The sequence below is a fragment of the Flavivirga aquimarina genome, from assembly GCF_030540835.1.
Classification (GTDB): domain Bacteria; phylum Bacteroidota; class Bacteroidia; order Flavobacteriales; family Flavobacteriaceae; genus Flavivirga; species Flavivirga aquimarina.
The window spans coordinates 29,909-47,628 of record NZ_JAUOEK010000024.1 but is presented as its reverse complement, the minus strand read 5'-3'; the positions used below and the strand labels follow the sequence as shown (position 1 = coordinate 47,628).

13 protein-coding genes are annotated in these 17,720 nt (G+C 29.4%); 3 read left to right on the top strand and 10 right to left on the bottom strand.

The features are described from left to right. The 3 genes from Q4Q35_RS01180 to Q4Q35_RS01170 all read left to right on the top strand — a co-directional run bounded on the left by Q4Q35_RS01180 (position 1) and on the right by Q4Q35_RS01170 (position 1,901). Positions 1–615, top strand: a complete 615-nt coding sequence (locus Q4Q35_RS01180; protein WP_303276089.1) for a LemA family protein — start codon at positions 1–3, stop codon at positions 613–615. Beyond that, a complete protein-coding gene (locus Q4Q35_RS01175) occupies positions 616–1,053 on the top strand; it encodes a TPM domain-containing protein (RefSeq protein WP_303276088.1) in 438 nt (145 codons plus the stop codon). A 74-nt stretch (positions 1,054–1,127) separates the two neighbouring features. Next, a complete protein-coding gene (locus tag Q4Q35_RS01170; RefSeq protein WP_303276130.1) occupies positions 1,128–1,901 on the top strand; it encodes a TPM domain-containing protein in 774 nt (257 codons plus the stop codon). Between the two features lie 180 nt (positions 1,902–2,081). Here the strand turns inward: Q4Q35_RS01170 and Q4Q35_RS01165 are convergent, their stop codons facing one another. The 10 genes from Q4Q35_RS01165 to Q4Q35_RS01120 form a co-directional block, all read right to left on the bottom strand. After that, positions 2,082–3,422 carry a DUF8696 domain-containing protein gene (locus Q4Q35_RS01165; protein WP_303276087.1) on the bottom strand — a complete coding sequence of 447 codons (1,341 nt, stop codon included), beginning with the start codon at positions 3,420–3,422 and terminating at the stop codon, positions 2,082–2,084. Between the two features lie 105 nt (positions 3,423–3,527). Next, the gene (locus tag Q4Q35_RS01160; RefSeq protein ID WP_303276086.1) at positions 3,528–6,104 is read right to left on the bottom strand and encodes a TlpA family protein disulfide reductase; all 2,577 of its coding nucleotides are present in this window, start codon (positions 6,102–6,104) and stop codon (positions 3,528–3,530) included. Positions 6,105–6,183: 79 nt separating this feature from the next. Further along, positions 6,184–7,158, bottom strand: coding sequence for a peroxiredoxin family protein (locus tag Q4Q35_RS01155; RefSeq protein WP_303276085.1), 975 nt, complete (start codon positions 7,156–7,158; stop codon positions 6,184–6,186). Then, complete coding sequence (locus tag Q4Q35_RS01150; protein ID WP_303276084.1) at positions 7,145–7,525, bottom strand: GntR family transcriptional regulator; 381 nt, start codon at positions 7,523–7,525, stop codon at positions 7,145–7,147. The genes Q4Q35_RS01155 and Q4Q35_RS01150 overlap by 14 nt, the downstream gene beginning before the upstream one ends. A gap of 1 nt (position 7,526) precedes the next feature. Continuing rightward, positions 7,527–8,348 carry a hypothetical protein gene (locus Q4Q35_RS01145; protein WP_303276083.1) on the bottom strand — a complete coding sequence of 274 codons (822 nt, stop codon included), beginning with the start codon at positions 8,346–8,348 and terminating at the stop codon, positions 7,527–7,529. Between the two features lie 2 nt (positions 8,349–8,350). Further along, on the bottom strand, positions 8,351–9,172 hold the full coding sequence (locus Q4Q35_RS01140; protein WP_303276082.1) for an ATP-binding cassette domain-containing protein: 822 nt from the start codon (positions 9,170–9,172) through the stop codon (positions 8,351–8,353). Between the two features lie 103 nt (positions 9,173–9,275). Beyond that, positions 9,276–12,053, bottom strand: coding sequence for an outer membrane beta-barrel protein (locus tag Q4Q35_RS01135; RefSeq protein ID WP_303276081.1), 2,778 nt, complete (start codon positions 12,051–12,053; stop codon positions 9,276–9,278). Positions 12,054–12,197: 144 nt separating this feature from the next. Continuing rightward, positions 12,198–14,960, bottom strand: a complete 2,763-nt coding sequence (locus tag Q4Q35_RS01130) for an outer membrane beta-barrel protein (RefSeq protein ID WP_303276080.1) — start codon at positions 14,958–14,960, stop codon at positions 12,198–12,200. Between the two features lie 233 nt (positions 14,961–15,193). Further along, positions 15,194–16,693, bottom strand: a complete 1,500-nt coding sequence (locus Q4Q35_RS01125; RefSeq protein ID WP_303276079.1) for a TlpA family protein disulfide reductase — start codon at positions 16,691–16,693, stop codon at positions 15,194–15,196. 250 nt (positions 16,694–16,943) lie between these two features. Continuing rightward, a complete protein-coding gene (locus Q4Q35_RS01120) occupies positions 16,944–17,696 on the bottom strand; it encodes a LytR/AlgR family response regulator transcription factor (RefSeq protein ID WP_303276078.1) in 753 nt (250 codons plus the stop codon). Positions 17,697–17,720 lie beyond the last annotated feature (24 nt).

The window sequence follows — 17,720 nt, the reverse complement described above, 5'->3', positions numbered from 1 at the left end:
ATGAAAAAAGGGGTTATTGCCGGTTTAGGCTGTGGTGCATTATTATTAATTGGAATTATAGTATTAGCTTTATTTGGAGGAGCATTTGCATATAATTTTAACAATACCGCAGTAGAATATGAAGCAGATGCAAAAACAGCATGGGCTAATGTAGAAAGTGCTTATCAACGTCGTGCAGACTTAATTCCAAACTTGGTGGCTACCGTAAAAGGATATGCCGCTCACGAAAAAGAAACTTTAGAAGGTGTTATTAAAGCGCGTTCCGAAGCGACAAAAACAACCATTGATGCTAATAATTTAACCCCAGAAACCATGGCTCAGTTCCAACAAGCGCAGCAAGGTTTAAGCGGTGCTTTATCTAAATTATTAGTTACTGTAGAGCGTTATCCTGATTTAAAAGCTGACAAAAGTTTTTTAGAATTGCAATCGCAACTTGAAGGTACTGAAAACAGAATAAACGTAGAGCGCAATCGTTACAATGAGACGGTAAACATTTATGATATCTATACTACAAAATTTCCTGGAAAACTATTCGCTGGTCTATTTGGTTTTAAAGAAATGGCAAGATTTAAAAGTGCTCCAGGTAGTGAAAATGCCCCTAAAGTAGAATTTTAAATGTCAAACATTGAAGCTTTCCTTTCTACCAGTGAAGAACAAGAAATTGTTGAGGCTATTAAAACAGCCGAATTAAATACTTCTGGTGAAATACGTGTTCATATTGAAAAAACATCTAACGGGGATGCAACAAATCGTGCTTTAGAGCTTTTTCATACCTTAAAAATGGACAACACCAAACTTCAAAACGGAGTGTTAATTTATGTGGCGGTAAATGATAAAGCCTTTGTTATTTATGGAGACAAAGGTATTAATGATGTTGTTTCAAATGATTTTTGGGATAGCACTAAAGATATCATGCAATCGCATTTTAAAGTAGGTAACTTTAAACAAGGATTGGTTGATGGAATTTTAAAATCCGGTGAGCAACTTAAACACTATTTTCCTTATACAGATTCGGATACCAACGAACTGCCTAATGAAATTTCTAAAGGCTAAGTTTTGATATGAAACATTCAGTCATTAGCATACAGCTTCTTTTAAAAACAAAAAGCCTTATTATTACTTTAATAATGTTTCTTTTTGTGTTTACTAGTGCTCATGCACAATTTGATATTCCTGAGAAACCTAAATCTCAAACCAGTGTTTACGACTATATTAACCTGTTTTCCTCAACGCAAAAAAACAGTTTAGAGCAAAAGCTCATTAAATATTCAGACACTACATCTACTCAAATTGTAATTGCAGTTATTAATTCCACCAAAGGCGAAAATATTAATTTCTTAGGTGCTCAATGGGGTCACAAATGGGGTATTGGACAAGAAAAAGAAGATAACGGTATTTTAATTTTATTAGCTAAAGATGATAGAAAAATAGCTATCAGTACTGGTTATGGAGTTGAGCATCTTTTAACTGATGCGATGTCTAAGCGAATTATAGATAGAGATATTATTCCTTTTTTTAAGAAAAATGACTATTACGGTGGGTTAAATCGTGGGGCTGACGCTATTTTTGAAGTTTTAAACGGCGAATATAAAGGGACTCGTAAATCTAATAATGAATTCCCTGCCGGGTTTATTTTTATACTAATTTTTATATTTATTATTATTCTTATATCTATTTCTAAAAACCGACGCGGTGGTGGTGGAAATAGAGGTAATAGGTCTACTGGCTCTGATATTTTAGAGGCTATCATATTAAGCAATATGGGACGCGGCAGTTACCGAAGAGGCTCATCTGGAGGTGGCTGGACATCAGGCGGAGGAAGCTTTGGAGGTGGCGGTGGTTTTGGTGGTGGCTTCGGCGGCGGTGGTTTTGGCGGTGGCGGTGCTTCTGGTGGTTGGTAATTATAATTATTTTTTCCAACTTTTCATCAACTGCGTATGTGGCTTCATATAAACATACCGAATTTAGCATCTTCAAAAATTTCAAATAATTTTGGTTATGAAAAGATTTATTTTAGTTTCTCCCTCTACCTCATTTTACCACTGTATAATCAGTTCTATTCAGAGTAAAATAGCTAAATTTTATTTTGTATTATAAATCCGTTTTTTAGAATTATAACCGTAAACCGTTTTATAATAAATAGTTTCTTCTATAATTGCACCTGCGTTAATATCTCCTTGCTTTATTATCTTTTCACTTGTTTGTACATATTTACCTAGAGCACCATCAATCCATACTTCATGATTAATAATTTTATGTCCATCCATCACTATGGTAACTTGCTTTTTAGTTTTAATACTCTCCTTTGGGTTTATAACTTCCGCTACTTTTTTATTTTCATCAAGAAAATCAGCTATACTAGGTGTTTTAAATTCTTTTAGCTTTATTGAATCAATAACATTAATTCGAGTTACTTTTTCTCGAATTTTGGCACGTTCCTTTGGTTGAGGAATCTCAACCTTATAAATTTCTGAAGTTGAATTACATGATGAATTCAATAAGTTAATAGCATCTTCAGCAACCAATACTCTATAATAACTTAAAGTACTTATCTTTTTTATTGAAAAATCACTTCTATTTTCTCCTATAATATTAACCCAATCAATACCATTTTCACTTTTTTGCCATTGATAAAAATGTGTCGAAAAAACTGAAAAGTCTGGAGCAGCTTTAAGTATTGTAGAATAAGGCAATTCATCATTAGATAAAGAAATATTGTTTTTATTTCCTGATGCATCTTCTATAATAACAGAATCGCCACACGTTTTAAACATGATATCATCTATAGCTAGGTCATTACCACAACCACCTATACTATTATTTCTCATTTTTAAAATCACCGATGTTTGCCCTAGTTTTGTTTGAAATACTAACCCATATTGCTCCCAATTAGGAGCATAAGAACCTTTTATATTTCCTGTATCTCCACTTTTTATCAGCACAGTATCTGTACTATCCCAAATTTCAAATGTTACATTTATTGGTATGGCACTTTCATTTTTAAAAAAACCACATACTTTATGATTATAAGGAAACAAATTAATTAACCAAGATGAAAATTCATAGGTTGTGTTTTCGCATAAACCAGAAACTGAAATTTTAAAAAATTCTCCTGGTTCAGTGCTTGCATTTACAATAAGAGCTCTTCCATTTTTATCATTTGGTGTGTGATCTCTAGTATTAAACCATCCAAACCAATTTGTATTACTAGATACTTTATAATACCCATCTCTTGGTATTCCTGTAGTAAAATTATATGTCGTACTACCAGAAGATATTGGTTCATCATTATAACCAACTCCAAAATCTTCACTAAAAATAGGGTCTCCAGAATTACCTGTACAAAACCCTAATTGAGCTTGCAATTTTAAACCTAAAAAAATAAATAAAATTAAAAGTATTATATTGAGTTTCTTTTTCATCGCTGGTTTTAATAAAGCACGAAATCTACCGATCGAAATATTTAGATTAATTCAATACTCTTCTTTAATACTACAATTTTTACTGTTCTTTTTTATACAAAAAAACTATATGTCACTTTTAATTTGTTTTTTTAAAATAGTTTTAAGTTTTGAGTTTGAGTTATGCCCCATTTTAGGCTTAACAATCTCTCCTTTTTTATTAACTAAAGTATAATGAGGGATTCCCGATATTTTAAATTTGTCTGTAAGATAATTCCATTCATCCTTAGTCACTCTATAATGTTCTCCTTTAATATCTGCAATAGCGTTTTTCCAAGTACCTTCTGGAGATGTTTGATTTGTTATATAAAGAAACACAACATCATCATTTTTCATTTCTTCTTTTAAAGGTTTAATTCTACTAATTCCAGATTTACATGGCCCGCACCAAGTAGCCCAAAAATCGACATAAATTACTTTTCCTTTAAACTTTTTAATCATTGCATTAAACAACTCATCTCCTTCAGTATTTTCGACTGCATTGACATTATAACCTCCTTTTGTTTTATTTAATTCAATTTTTTCTTTTGTATCCTCATTTATAGCAGCCATATACGTCACCAGAAAGGGATCTTTAATTTTTTGTTGAATAGTTTTTAGCTCATCATCTGAATACACATTGTAATCTTCTAATCTTTTATTCGCTCTTTGAAAAGCTATAATATCATATAGAAAAACATCTGAATCGCCAAAATAATCTTTAATATTTTTATCTATTTTAGAATAATAGTTATGCCTATTTAGACTTGAAATACTGTTACTATATTTTTTATAAAATTCTCCTCTTACTTTTCCATATATTTCATTAAACCTTTTTTCATTTTCTAATTCAATAGCTGTTTTTAATATTTTAACAGCTTCAACCATTTTAATCTCTTCATCAGAAAGAGTATCGCCTTTGGTTGTCACATAATCAGCTAAATTCAAAACATAATGATTAAATTTTGGTTTTTCTTTGTTCTCTTTTGAAAAACTTTGATATTCTTTAGCATATTTTTTATAAAAAGTTTGCTCAACGTTTCCATGAGCTTTTCTAAATTTCTCTTGTTTTATTACTATTTCAGGTGTTTCTATTTCTTTACTCGCTTCTACCATCTCTAGTTCTTCTAATGACAATTCTTTCCCTTGCCTTTGTATCCAATCTGCACGCTCAGCAATAGTTGGTCGTTTTGCATTATCTGCTCTAAAAACATTATCATACATTAATCTGTTTATAAAATAATTATAATTTGTAGATAAGACAGCTAACTTATTATTAATAGACTCTGTTGTTACAAAATCAAAAAAAGACCTATCAACTTCAAATGCTTTAAAAGGTTTTTTTTGTTTTTCTGTTTTAGCAGATTTATTTCTTCTTTCTAAACTCCCTCTATACATATTATAACCGGATGCTTCTTCAAAGGCTCCATATGTTATATCTATCTTTTTAATTTGAAGTGATTTATTACTAATAAATTGTTTTTCTGCAAGCTCCTTAACTGCTTTCAACTCTTCATCCATAGCATCAAAACACATTTTTTTGTATGCTTCAGGAGATGTTATCCCTATACTGTCTATTGCTGATTGGGAATCAAAATATCGTATATCTTTCATTGCATATAAATCAGAGTTTACTTGAGCACAATCTCCCATAAAAAGCGATTTTTTACCATTTATAAAATGAAATGTTTCTTTTCCAGGTTCTACAAAAACAAACTCATTAAGGCCTGCTATTCTTACAAGAACAAACTGAGGGTGCCTCAAATTAAGTTTAATTGAAAAACTACCATCTGCAGAAATTTTAACCAAATTAGATTCTTGATTTCCTTTAAAAACATTGTTAACATAGACCATTCCTGTTTTCATACCGACTCTTTCTGTGTAACCTTTTATTACACCAGAATAGATTGCTGAATCTTTATTAAGAATATTAGATGCTTTAAAAACCTCATCATTTTCTAACTTAAATTTAGGGTTATTTGTTTTTTCTAAACTATAAGTCTGTAATGCTTTAGGGGTTAACCCAAAATCTACTTTCCCTTTTTTACTTAGCTTTCCATAAACTATTTTAAATTCCCCAGAACTCTCAAGAGTTATTTTATATGTCTTTCCTTTATTTTCAACCGACTTATAAGTCCAAACACGTTTATCTACTATCGCATTTTTTGGATTAAAAGTATAATCCCAACGGTTACTACCGTCTGTTAATAACCAATCTCCACGCAACACTCTTGGCAACATTAAATCATTTTCATCCTCATTAATAATTACATCATACATAAACCAAGTACCTCCATCATTGGCTTCTCCAAAATCAATTTTATTTATAGGTTTATTTAATTTAGGAAAATATAATTTATACCTAGTTTCACCTGACTCTGGCATGAAAAAACGTTTGGACAAAGGAATCCCTTCAGCTTTAGTAACGAAAAGTTTCTCTTCTGAATCGACGTTTTTTATAAACGTTTTTTTAGGTATAAAAATCCAATATTTCGGTTTGTACTTAATGTGAAAATGCAATACTGTAGCATCTTCTAAAATTTCTATTTTAGTTAAATCTCCTGGAACGGTACTATAACTATAATCTGGATTTTCAATTGTTTGTTGTGCAAATGAAAAAGTACAAATTAATGACAATAAAAGGATGAATACATTTTTTCTCATGTTCGATTTTTGATTGATAATTAAATTATTGTTTGTTAAAATTTAAAACTGTTTTTTAAAAAACTATTTAATACGTATTTTATTTTAATAATTGATTTAACTGTTCTTTTAGTTCCTCTTCAGTTGGGTTTATAGAAATAATAACACCTTCTTTATTAATTAATAACCTTCTATAATGTGTATTTATAACATTATACCTATCCCAAATTCTGTCACCTCCTTCTAAATCTAAAAGATTTACCCAAGGTTGCTTATTTTTAGCAGTCATATCATGTATAGTCTCAAGAACATTTGAACTGCCCCCCTTAGTTACACCAACGATAATTAACCCTTTAGCATTAAATTCATTATAAATGGTCAACAAAGACTTATTCCTTTCATTGATTTTCTCATCCCATAACCTCCAAAAATTTATTAATGCTACTTGCCCATCAATCAACTCGGAGAAATTAATCTTTTTATCATCAAAACTTGTTGCTGTAACATCAATGTATTTATCACCTACTTTAACATCACTATCTTGTAAATGCATTTTAAATCTATTTAATCGTTCTCTATACAAATCTGTCCATCCGTGTCCTTCTCTCTCAAGTATCTTCACTGCTGTATCTTGATGTTTTACAGCTTCTTCAACATAATCTAACTCAAATAAAATATTTGCATAGGTATCGTGCATGTGTCCATCTTGAGGGGTTAACTTAACAGCTGTTTCTGCCCAAGTTTTTACCATTTTTAAAGCATCAAGGCTACCAAATTTCTTATAGTTATTATAAATAGTCCAACAAGCAGTATTATAATCTTCTACATACAAGATATTACCTGTAAAATATAATTTTGTTTTTTCTAATAATTTTCCCCAATTCTCTCTACTCTTATTATTTCGAAATTCATCACGAGCTATATAAAAATCATCTCTTATCTCTCTATTTTTCGCTTTTTCAATCCTTAAGGCTTTATAGCTCTCTTCGTGTAATTTCGAGTCTATATGCAACACTGTTATTGATCCAAAAAAGAAAATCAAAAATGCAATTAATATATATTTACTTGTTTTCATGAGTATCGTTATTCTTCATTTCTAAAATAAGTTCTTGTAAATCTTCACTATTAAGTTTTAGTAGCTTAATTTTTTTTATTAGGTACGGAAACTCATTTTTAAAAAAATTCTGCTTTTCTTTTTTTAAGATTAACTTAGAGGCATTATCTGCTACAAAAAAACCGACTCCTCTTTTATTTACAAATATTTCCTCATCCTGTAAAAAGCTAAAAGTGCGCATTACAGTATTTCTATTAACCTCCATCTCTACAGCTAATTCTCGTATAGATGGCACTCTTTTATTTTCTTCTAACTTACCTTCTAATATCTGATTACAAATATTTTCAGCAATTTGGAGATATATACCTTTATTTGATTTAAACTCCATATTAAGCTTCCTTTTCTTTTAATTTAAAATAAGCAATTGGAAAGAAAAATAAACTAGACATCACTCCTATAGTAGAAAGGCATATTTGTATGGTATTCCATTTATTAGGCAATTCTCTATCAAATATTTTCATTTCAAATCCATTAACTTCATCAGGTAATAATACATGAGACATTACAACCGAAAAAACAAAGGCTAATAAAACTAATACTCCTAATGCAAGTACTGTATTTAAAACGGGGCGTTTTTGAAAATAAGTTGTCGCTGCAAATAAAAATGAGGTCACAGAGAATAAAGACAGTATTATAATTATTTTATGAGAAAATATTAACGATTTTTCAAAAAAGTCAAACACTCCAAAACTAGGTACAATTAAACTTTGCTTATCTTCAAATAAATAAATTATAGAAAGCGCCAATTTAAACTCTATCCAATACAAAAAAACAAACAGACATGTAAATACGACTACTCTTATAATAAACTGCACTAAAACCTTCTCCAATAAAGATACTGGCAAAAGCAAATAATTAATAGTACTACTTCTTTTTCTCAATGGTAAAAAGCTTGATCCAATTACTAACACCCAACTCATTAAAAGTGTTAACAAGAAAACGACTTGATAGATTTCTGTTCTAAACGTTCTAACATAATTATTTTCTACTTTAACTATATATAAATTCTGTTCAATTACAAATAAATCTATTAAAAAAAGTACAAGAATAAAACTTAGAATAAAACCAAGATATTTTTTTTTATACAATTTTAAATCATGCTTTAAATACAACCAGAACCTGTTTAAATTGAAATACTCCTGTAAATTCATTATTATAATTTTATTTGAGCCTTACTTATAATTGCATTAAATAATAATTCTAAATCAATATCTGTTTCTTCGCTATTATCGACTGGAGAAATAACTTTATACGCCCCTAATTCTTTTTCATAAAACACTATATTTTTTTTGTTTGAAATATCTGCAAGCCTTTCAAACTTTAAGTGTTCTGATATATCATTAACATGATAATTAAAAACATTATTTCCATCATCTAAAACCAAAACACGGTCTATAATAGTTTCAATATCTCTTACTTGGTGTGTGGATATAATTACCATTTGATGATCTGTTATAGAATTTATTAACACCTTTCTAAATATACTTTTTGATGTGATATCTATTCCATTAGTAGGTTCGTCTAAGAGCAAAAATTGACAATTGGTGGAAAGTGCGAAAGCAATCAAAAATTTTTTCTTTTGACCGTATGATATTTTGTGCAAATAATCTGTTTCTTGAAGCGCAAAATCTTTCATGATTTTATGCATTTTTTCTAAATCAAATTTTTTGTAAAAGAACGCATAAGCATCAATGTATTTTTTAATAGAAATGTCGGGTATATATAAATCTTCTGATACTAGGTAAACATCTTCCATCAAAGAAGGTAAACGCTTAAAAGGGTTATCTCCATTTAATTTCACAACACCAGATCTTGGATTTATTAATCCAGAGATTAACTTTAGAAAAGTAGATTTTCCTGATCCATTTTTACCAAACAAACCAACTATTTGTCCACTTTCAAGTTCTAAACTCAAATTATTAAATAAACTTTTTTGTTTATCATAATTAAATACCAGGTCATTTATATAAATCATACAGTAATGTATTAGTGTCCTATTCAAGTATGACACAAAGATATAATTTAATTTTAGTTAACCAAATGGAATTATAAAAGTTTATTTCTTGTGCATGTAAGCACTAATTTATTCTATATCTTCTCCCGTCTCTTACCTCACCTGCTTTTCCTAAAGTATTAAACTTCCAGCTAAAACTTAGCATAAAATACTGTTGTAATACGGTACTTTGCGTATCTTCTATATAGTTTTGGGTGGCCACTCTTCTGGCATTGGTATTCTGTTTTAACAAGTCGTAAGCCTTGAGTGTTACTGTTGCTTTATCTTTCATAAAAGAATATGCTAAAGTGGAATTCCAAAACCAGGCACTTTTTTGAAAATCGTCTGATATATTAGGATTATAACTAAATTGAATATCGTTTCGCCATTCTAATGCTTTTGGTAAAAAAGTAGCTGTATTTATATTTAAAGCGTGGTTAACAAATTCTTGTTCCTCAAAATTATCCAAATCAAATGTGTTTTTAGTAAACGACATTCTATACATAGGGGTAAGTTCTAAAACATCTTTCCAAACAAATCTTATCCTTAAATTAGGGGTTATAGATTTATTGGTACTTGCATATTGAACATCGTTATTAAAGTTTATTGTTCTTCTTATGCCTGGTCCAAATCCTAATCTAAAATCGACAGAAAGCAAATTATCTAGTTTCACTTTTTTATTAACCGATATGTATCCATTAACATTATAATTACCATTTACATTGGCATAAGTCGTTTCTCTAACTAAATTTTCGTCTATTATGGTTTTTCTAACTACCGTATTGTCTCGAAAGTTGGCACTTAAATATCCGTAAAAACCAGAGCCTTTTTGAAAATCAAAACTGTTATAACGTATATAAACTCGATGGTTATTTTCCGGCTCTAAGTTCGGGTTTCCCGTAACTGTATTTAACGGATCTGAAACATCTTTGAATGATTGTAATTGTGATAATTGTGGCGGATTATTATTTAAGTTATAACCCAAACTAAATGATGATTTGGAGTTAAACCTATACCGAAATCTAGATCTTAATTCTATAGCTTCAAAATCTCGTTTTAAACTTAATTCCGGCCTCAATTCATCATTATTTTCCAAGTTTCTAAAAATATATAATGCTTCAAATCTTGCAGACCATTCTTTCTTTCTATATTCTAACTCAAAAGAAGGTGTGCTGGTTTCATTAATATATACAAAATCGGTACTTAATTCTGTATTAAAAATTGCAAACTCATTAGTATCTTCATCTCTATCGAATGTGCTTTTTCTATCCTCCTGTTTATTCCTTCTATAATCATATTTAAATTCTAAAAAGAATTCCTTTCCTATTAACGGTAACCGATATGTTATATCTGAATTAAAATTAACAACCTTGTTTTCTCCATCTGTATATTGCTCTCTTATGATGTCTTCTGGATTGTCACCAAAAATATTAGTTTCAGAATTTAAAAAATCATCACTTTCACTAACATTTATTTCATTTTCTATACTAAACCTTAAAAATGCACCATTAGAACCAAATCGTTTTGTAATGTCAATATCATTACCAAAGTTTTTACCTATTGTTTCTACATTTGATGTTAATGTAGATTGATTTATTAGTGTATTTAATTCATCTTCTGATGTTTCATTTTCAGAATATACTGTTTTACTTTTTGAACGTCTAAATGATGGTTCTATATTTATTAAAAGTGTGGGGTCTACTTTTATATCAAACTCAAAATCTGCACTATGACTATCACTATCATTAAAAGAATTGGAATTAGAAGCTGTAAAGTATCTTGAATCTGCTAAAATATTCTCTCTATCTCTCACTGTTTTATTTTCTGAGTTACTTCCAGAATAAAAATAGTTTGCAGCTACATCTACTTTTTCTCCAAATTTGTCAGCATAATTAGCTCCATAGTTTTCAGATTCTGTAATACCTTGACCTCCGCCAAAAGACCGTCCACCCACACTAAACGATCCATTACTATTAAAATTCATACTACCTCCGCCAAACATTTTGCGTATTTCACCAAAACTAAAGCCTGGCGAGTTAATATCATTACCTCCTGCTAAAACACTTATTCGCCGATCGTTATCAAAATAGTTAAACATACCAGCATACTCATAATGATCGTCTGTACCAACCCCAGCTGCCGCTCTACCAAAAACACCTTTATTGTTTTCTTCTTTTATAACCAGATTTACTGTTTTGTTTTCGCCATCTACTTCTTCGCCCGTAAAGGCTTGATCTTTCGTTTTGGTATCTAAAATCTGAATCTTTTCAACGATATCTTTAGTTAAGTTTCTTGTCGTTATTGTTGGGTCGTCTCCAAAAAATGGTTTTCCATTTACTAATACTTTATTAACTTCTTTTCCATTTACTATTATCTTTCCTTCTTCATCAATTTCTACTCCGGGAAGTTCTTTTAGTAAGTCTTCAACATTAGCATCTTTCTTTGTTTTAAAGGATTTCACATTAAACTCTAATGTATCTTTTTTAATTGTAATAGGAGCTACAGCAGTAATCACAATTTCATCTAAAGCATCTGTATTTATCTTTAAGTTTATTTTACCTAAATCTATGATCTTTTTGTCTAAATTAATTGTTTTGAAATAGGTTTGATAGCCCACATAAGACACATAGAGGTTCGCCTTTGCATCTGGAGTCCTATTTTCTAATGCGAATTTCCCATGCCTATCAGAAATGGTATAAGTTATTAAACTGCTATCAATGACACGTTGTAAATATATTGTGGCCGATTCTAAAGGAATATTTTCTTCTTCGGAGATTAAAGTTCCGGATATTTTAAATTCTTTTGATTGTGAAAATGAAGTAAAAACAAATAATAGTAGGATAGCTAAAAAAAGGGATCTCATTTGGTTAATTAGTTGATTGATGATTGACAATTCTTTAACAATATTCGTACCAACAGAAACACAAACCTCTTTTTTTAAGTTAACTTTAACATATCTTTAAACATCCAACAAAATACGGTATTAATTCTTGTAAATTTCTTCATATTAACGCACTATATAGTACCCGTTCCCTCCTTTAACCTCTCCAGCTTTTCCTAATGTATTAAATTTCCAACTAAAGCTTAGCATAAAATACCTTTGTAAAACCGTACTTTGTCTATCTTCTATAAAGTTTTGATTCGCTATTCTTCTCGCATTAGTATTTTGATTAAGCAAATCGTATGCTTTTAAGGTTAAAGTGGCTTTGTCTTTCATGAAAGAATATGCCAATGTGGAATTCCAAAACCATGCACTTTTTTCGAAATCATCTGCAATATCGGGGTTATAATTATAGCGTATTTCATTTCTCCAATCAAATTTTTTATTGAAATAGTTTATTGTTCTAATAAACATAGAATGATATGAGAATTCTTGATTGTCAAAAACATCAGTATCAAAAGTATTATTGGTAAATGATAAACTATAATTTACTCCAAATTCTGCAACATCTTTCCACATGAATCTGGCACCTAAATTGGGTGAAAGTGTTTTTGACAGACTTGCATATTGTACATCATTATTAAAATTTACAGACCTTCTTATATTTGGATTAAATCCTAAGTTTAGCTGAACCGTTTTTAAACTATCTATTTTAACTTTTTTATTAAAATCCATATACGCTTGAAATGTGTAACCTCCATCTATATTAGTATATGTGGTTTCTCTAATAAGATCTTCATTAATTGATCTTTTAGCAACTGCATTATTGTTTAGAATATCAGAACTTAAATAAGTATTAAACCCAATCCCTTTCTGAAAATTGTTTTTATTGAAATACATATAAAAGTTATGTCGATTTGATGGCTTTAACTCAGGGTTACCTACTATAATATCTAAAGGATTTGTAACATCTATAAACGTTTGTAATTGAGATAAACTAGGTGCATTATTACTTAAATTATAGCCTAAACCTAAAGATGATTTAGGGCTTCTGTAGTTTAATCGGTATTTTACTACTACCGCGTTAAAATTGCGTTTCAAATTAAATTCTGGTCTTAAATAGTCGGTATTCTCTAAGGTTCTAAAAACAAAATCAGCATTAAAAGAACCAGACCATTTTTTCTTTTTATACTCTAAAGTAAGCTTTGGGGTTTTGGTTATATTAGCATACTCAAAATCTGAACTTAAGTCTTCATTGATTGAGGTTTCATAATCTTGTGTTAAGTCATTAAAATCGTATGAGTTTCTAATATTTTTTTGTGTATTATTTCTATACCCAAATCCTATATCTAATGATAATTCTTTTCCTTTAATAGGTAATCTGTAAGAAGAAGATATAATAAACGTATTATCATTACCTTCAACTTCTCTTAATTGATTTAGAGTAATAGTTTCCAGTCCATTACCATAAATATCTACTTGATTATTTAAAATATTCTCGGTATCAGTTTTAGTACTTCTATTAAAAATATCTAATTTAAAAAACGCCCCTTTAGTTCCTAATCGTTTGGTTAAATTAATATTATTAGAAAAGAAATTCTCTGTAGTTTCTTTAAACGATTTACTTGTAGACTCATTAATCAACACGCTATTTTCATCAAAAGATTTCTCATCGCTATTAAAGTCATTGGTAGTTTTTATATACCTAAACTTCGGCTCTATGGTAATTAACAATGTAGAATCTACCTTAATTTTAACTTTAGTTTCGGTACTGTGTCTTTCTGTATTGGAAATTGTTTTAGAGTTTAAGTTTGTAAAAAAACGACTATCTGGCAGTATGTTTTCACGCTCAGATTTCACAATATTCTCTAAGTCGGAATTAGACGCAAAATAATTTGTTGATGCATCTGCTTTCTTTCCCCAATCATCAACATAATTTAAGCCTACATTCCTGGAAGTAATAATACCATCATTCCCATAATTAAATACTTGTTTATTAATATTATATGATGATGATCCTCCAAACATTTTTCGAATTTCCCCAAAACTAAATCCAGGTGAATTAATATTATTTCCACCTACTAAGACACTAAATCGCAAATCATCATTAAATCTATTATACATACCTGCATATTCGTAAGTTTTATCTGTTCCTGCTCCCGCTGCTAAACGCCCAAATACACCTTTATTATTCTCTTTTTTAACAACCAGATTAACTGTTTTGTTGCTTCTATCTCCTTCTTCTCCTGCAAAAGCTTCTTCATCTGTTTTAGTATCTGATACCTGAATTTTTTCAATAATTTCTTTAGATAAATTTCTTGTAGCAATTGTGGGGTCATTGCCAAAAAAAGGCTTCCCATTAACTAATACTTTATTAACTTCTTTACCATTTACTTTTATCTTACCATCTGGATCAACTTCAACTCCGGGCAATTCTTTTAACAAGTCTTCAATACTAGCATCCTTTTTAGTTTTAAAAGATTTTACATTAAACTCTAAAGTGTCTTTTTTTATGGTTATTGGTGCTTGAGATTTAACAATGACTTCATCTAAAGCATTTGTACTTATTTTAAGACTAATATTTCCTAAATCTATTTTTGATTTATTTATATTAATTAGTTTTTGATATGTTTGATACCCAACATAAGACACATAAAGATTAGCTTGATTATCGCCAATTTTATTTCCTAAAAGAAACCTCCCTTTTTGGTCTGAAATAGTATAGGTAATTAACGAGCTGTCTTTTACTCGCTGCAAATAAACCGTAGCAGATTCTAAAGGTATTTTATCATCTTCTGAAGTTAAAGTTCCTGAAATTTCGAAAGTATTTGATTGAGAAAAAGTGTTTGTTGCAACTAAAACTGTTAGTAGTAATAAAAAGTATTTCATGTGTTGATTGATTGATGAATATATGTTAATACACGATAAACATATTACATATCAATCATTAAATACTATCACAATTAGCCATTAACATTATTTACTTAGTAACTGGTATAATTTTCTTAGAATTTATTTAGTACTGTATTATATTGATAAGTCCCATATGATAAAAAGGTGTGCCAATATTAGCTTAAAAAAGACTTACTTTTTTAACTCAGTTCTTTGTTATAGCACGTAATTTATGATTCACTTGCTAATTCTGCTATTTTTACTTCTGTAGATTTCATGCTTGGTCCAAGCTGATTTCCACTTTCAATAATAGAACCATTTTTATCAATAAGAATATGATATGGAATTCCATTGAATTGCATAATGTCTCTTAAAGATTGATCTTGTTTATTATCTAATAGGTATTGTTGGCCTCCATCAAGTTGGAATTTTGACAAAAGTTTATTCCAATTTTTTTCATCTCCACTAAGACACAGGTATACGAATTGTACATCTTGTTCTTTAAATTTAGACATAAGTAACTTTGAATCTGGCATTTCTTTAATGCAAGGTACACAATTAGTTCCCCAACAATCTATGTAAATAACTTTTCCTTTATTGTCTTCAAGAATCTTATTAAAAGTTTCTTCAATAGGGGAGTCCTTCATTTTTTTCAAAACTAAAGCAGTTCTTTCTTTTGGACTTTTTAAATAATCAATAGTCTTTTCAAAACTCTCATAGAGTGCTTTAGAAATGAAAGGAGTATTTAACTCCGTTTTCAAAACATCTTGATTCCTTTGGTAACTTTCTAGCGAAGTCATACCGAATAAATTTTTATAAAGACCACTAAATATAAGCTGACGTTGTAGATTATCTGTATAATTTTCTCGAACAAAATTGACAAATAATGAATCTGATTTTAATGTTTTGTCAGTTAAATAAGATATTAAATTAAGGTCTGTATTTTGCTTTGAAAAATTCGGAAACAAATCTAAATAAACGACACTAGTGATTCTACCTTCAATAACGCTCCAACAAATTAAATTATCAAGAGTAATAGGAAGAATTTCGTTATTATAATCTGAATAGTTATCCGGAAGGTTCTCCTTTCCATTTGCATAATTATCTAAAAAATAGTAATAAGTTTCTAATGCAAATAATTTCGCCCAATTTTTTGCTTCATCACTTGGAGATTGTTCTTCAACAAATGTCTTATACATTTTTAGTTGTTTTTCTTTAACTGAATTCATCTCGAGGATAAAATCTGTAACGTTTTTCTTGTATGATTCAGCTTGATTAATGGCTCCATAACCGAGATTGTTTTCTTCTCGTAAAATTTGAAAATTAATTATTTGATTGTTGGTTTTATTTCCATCTTCACTAAACTTTACCGTTTTTAAAAGTGGTATTTTTTTTTCTTTTGCTTCAAACTCTATATGTATACTGTCTCCAGGATGATAAATGAAATTAATGTTTGCAAATGTGTTTTGCTCTAATAGCACGGCGTCTAAAGGGATATATCCATCAATTTTATATTCAAAGTTTCCTTCTCCATCAATGTCTATTAATTCCCTTGACCCTAATACTCCTGGTTGAGAATATATAAAATACAACTTGGCATTTTCTCCATTATAATGATGGACTTTCCCTGTAACGACAACTTGTTTTTTATCATTAAATGTTTTTTTTTGTGTACAGCAAAATGAAATAAAAAGGATATTTAATATTAAGGTGATTTTGATGATTTTCATATGTGTTTTTATTTTGGCTTATGTGATATAACAAATGTATTATAACTATTAATTTGTCTATAGTCACTTTCTATAATATAAATAACTATTCAAAGACGTTAAAAACAATAGGATTAGGGCTCGTTTTATTAATTTCATGTTTAGTTCTTTAAAATGTTACAACATAAACATATTACATATCAATCAATAAATACTGCCACAATTAGCTATTACCATTATTTACTTAGTAACTGGTATATCTTATTAGAATTTATTTTACGGATGCTAGCTTACTTAGGGCTTGTTCTTTTTTATGTTTAGAAACACTTACCATGCTCCCATCGTTCATTAAAATATAGCCTCCATCTTTTTTTACATAAGATTTTACATGAATACTATTAATTAAATGCGATTGATGGGTTCTAATAAATTGATGTGAAGACAGCAAATCGTCCCATTCTTTTAAGGTACGAGATACCAATATGGAAGTCCCATTTGTTAAAAAAAACATGGTATAATTATTTTCGCCTTTACATCTTACTATTTCATCAATAGACACAAAGTGAAGTTCTTCTGTAGTAGGTAATGCTATTTTTTTAGGTTGATTAATACTTTTTAAATTATCAACGAGCACCTTTAGTTTCTGGTTTTCTCTTTTATGAGTAACTACTTGAGACACTCTTAAAACTGCTTCTTTTAATTCTGAAATTGATATGGGTTTCATTAAATAATCTAACGCACACGATTTAATAGCTTGAAGCACATATTGGTTGTATGCTGTAACAAAAATGATTTCAAAATTTACATTACCAATAGATTCCAGCATCTCAAATCCGTTCTTATTAGGCATTTCAATATCTAGAAACACCAAGTCGGGTACTTGATTTATAATGAGTTCTAAACCTTCTTCTGCAGAGGATGCCATTGCAACTACCTCAACATTAGGGCAATTCTTTTCTAATAACCTTTTTAGATTTTCTAGGTTGTGAACTTCATCATCAATTATGATGCTTTTAATTATCATCTATATTAAATTTAGTATTATTTT

Coding starts and splice junctions, on each gene's coding strand:
- Q4Q35_RS01180 (WP_303276089.1), top strand. CDS start 1: ATGAAAAAAGGGGTTATTGCCGGTTTAGGCTGTGGTGCATTATTATTA.
- Q4Q35_RS01175 (WP_303276088.1), top strand. CDS start 616: ATGTCAAACATTGAAGCTTTCCTTTCTACCAGTGAAGAACAAGAAATT.
- Q4Q35_RS01170 (WP_303276130.1), top strand. CDS start 1,128: ATGTTTCTTTTTGTGTTTACTAGTGCTCATGCACAATTTGATATTCCT.
- Q4Q35_RS01165 (WP_303276087.1), bottom strand. CDS start 3,422: ATGAAAAAGAAACTCAATATAATACTTTTAATTTTATTTATTTTTTTA.
- Q4Q35_RS01160 (WP_303276086.1), bottom strand. CDS start 6,104: ATGAGAAAAAATGTATTCATCCTTTTATTGTCATTAATTTGTACTTTT.
- Q4Q35_RS01155 (WP_303276085.1), bottom strand. CDS start 7,158: ATGAAAACAAGTAAATATATATTAATTGCATTTTTGATTTTCTTTTTT.
- Q4Q35_RS01150 (WP_303276084.1), bottom strand. CDS start 7,525: ATGGAGTTTAAATCAAATAAAGGTATATATCTCCAAATTGCTGAAAAT.
- Q4Q35_RS01145 (WP_303276083.1), bottom strand. CDS start 8,348: ATGAATTTACAGGAGTATTTCAATTTAAACAGGTTCTGGTTGTATTTA.
- Q4Q35_RS01140 (WP_303276082.1), bottom strand. CDS start 9,172: ATGATTTATATAAATGACCTGGTATTTAATTATGATAAACAAAAAAGT.
- Q4Q35_RS01135 (WP_303276081.1), bottom strand. CDS start 12,053: ATGAGATCCCTTTTTTTAGCTATCCTACTATTATTTGTTTTTACTTCA.
- Q4Q35_RS01130 (WP_303276080.1), bottom strand. CDS start 14,960: ATGAAATACTTTTTATTACTACTAACAGTTTTAGTTGCAACAAACACT.
- Q4Q35_RS01125 (WP_303276079.1), bottom strand. CDS start 16,693: ATGAAAATCATCAAAATCACCTTAATATTAAATATCCTTTTTATTTCA.
- Q4Q35_RS01120 (WP_303276078.1), bottom strand. CDS start 17,696: ATGATAATTAAAAGCATCATAATTGATGATGAAGTTCACAACCTAGAA.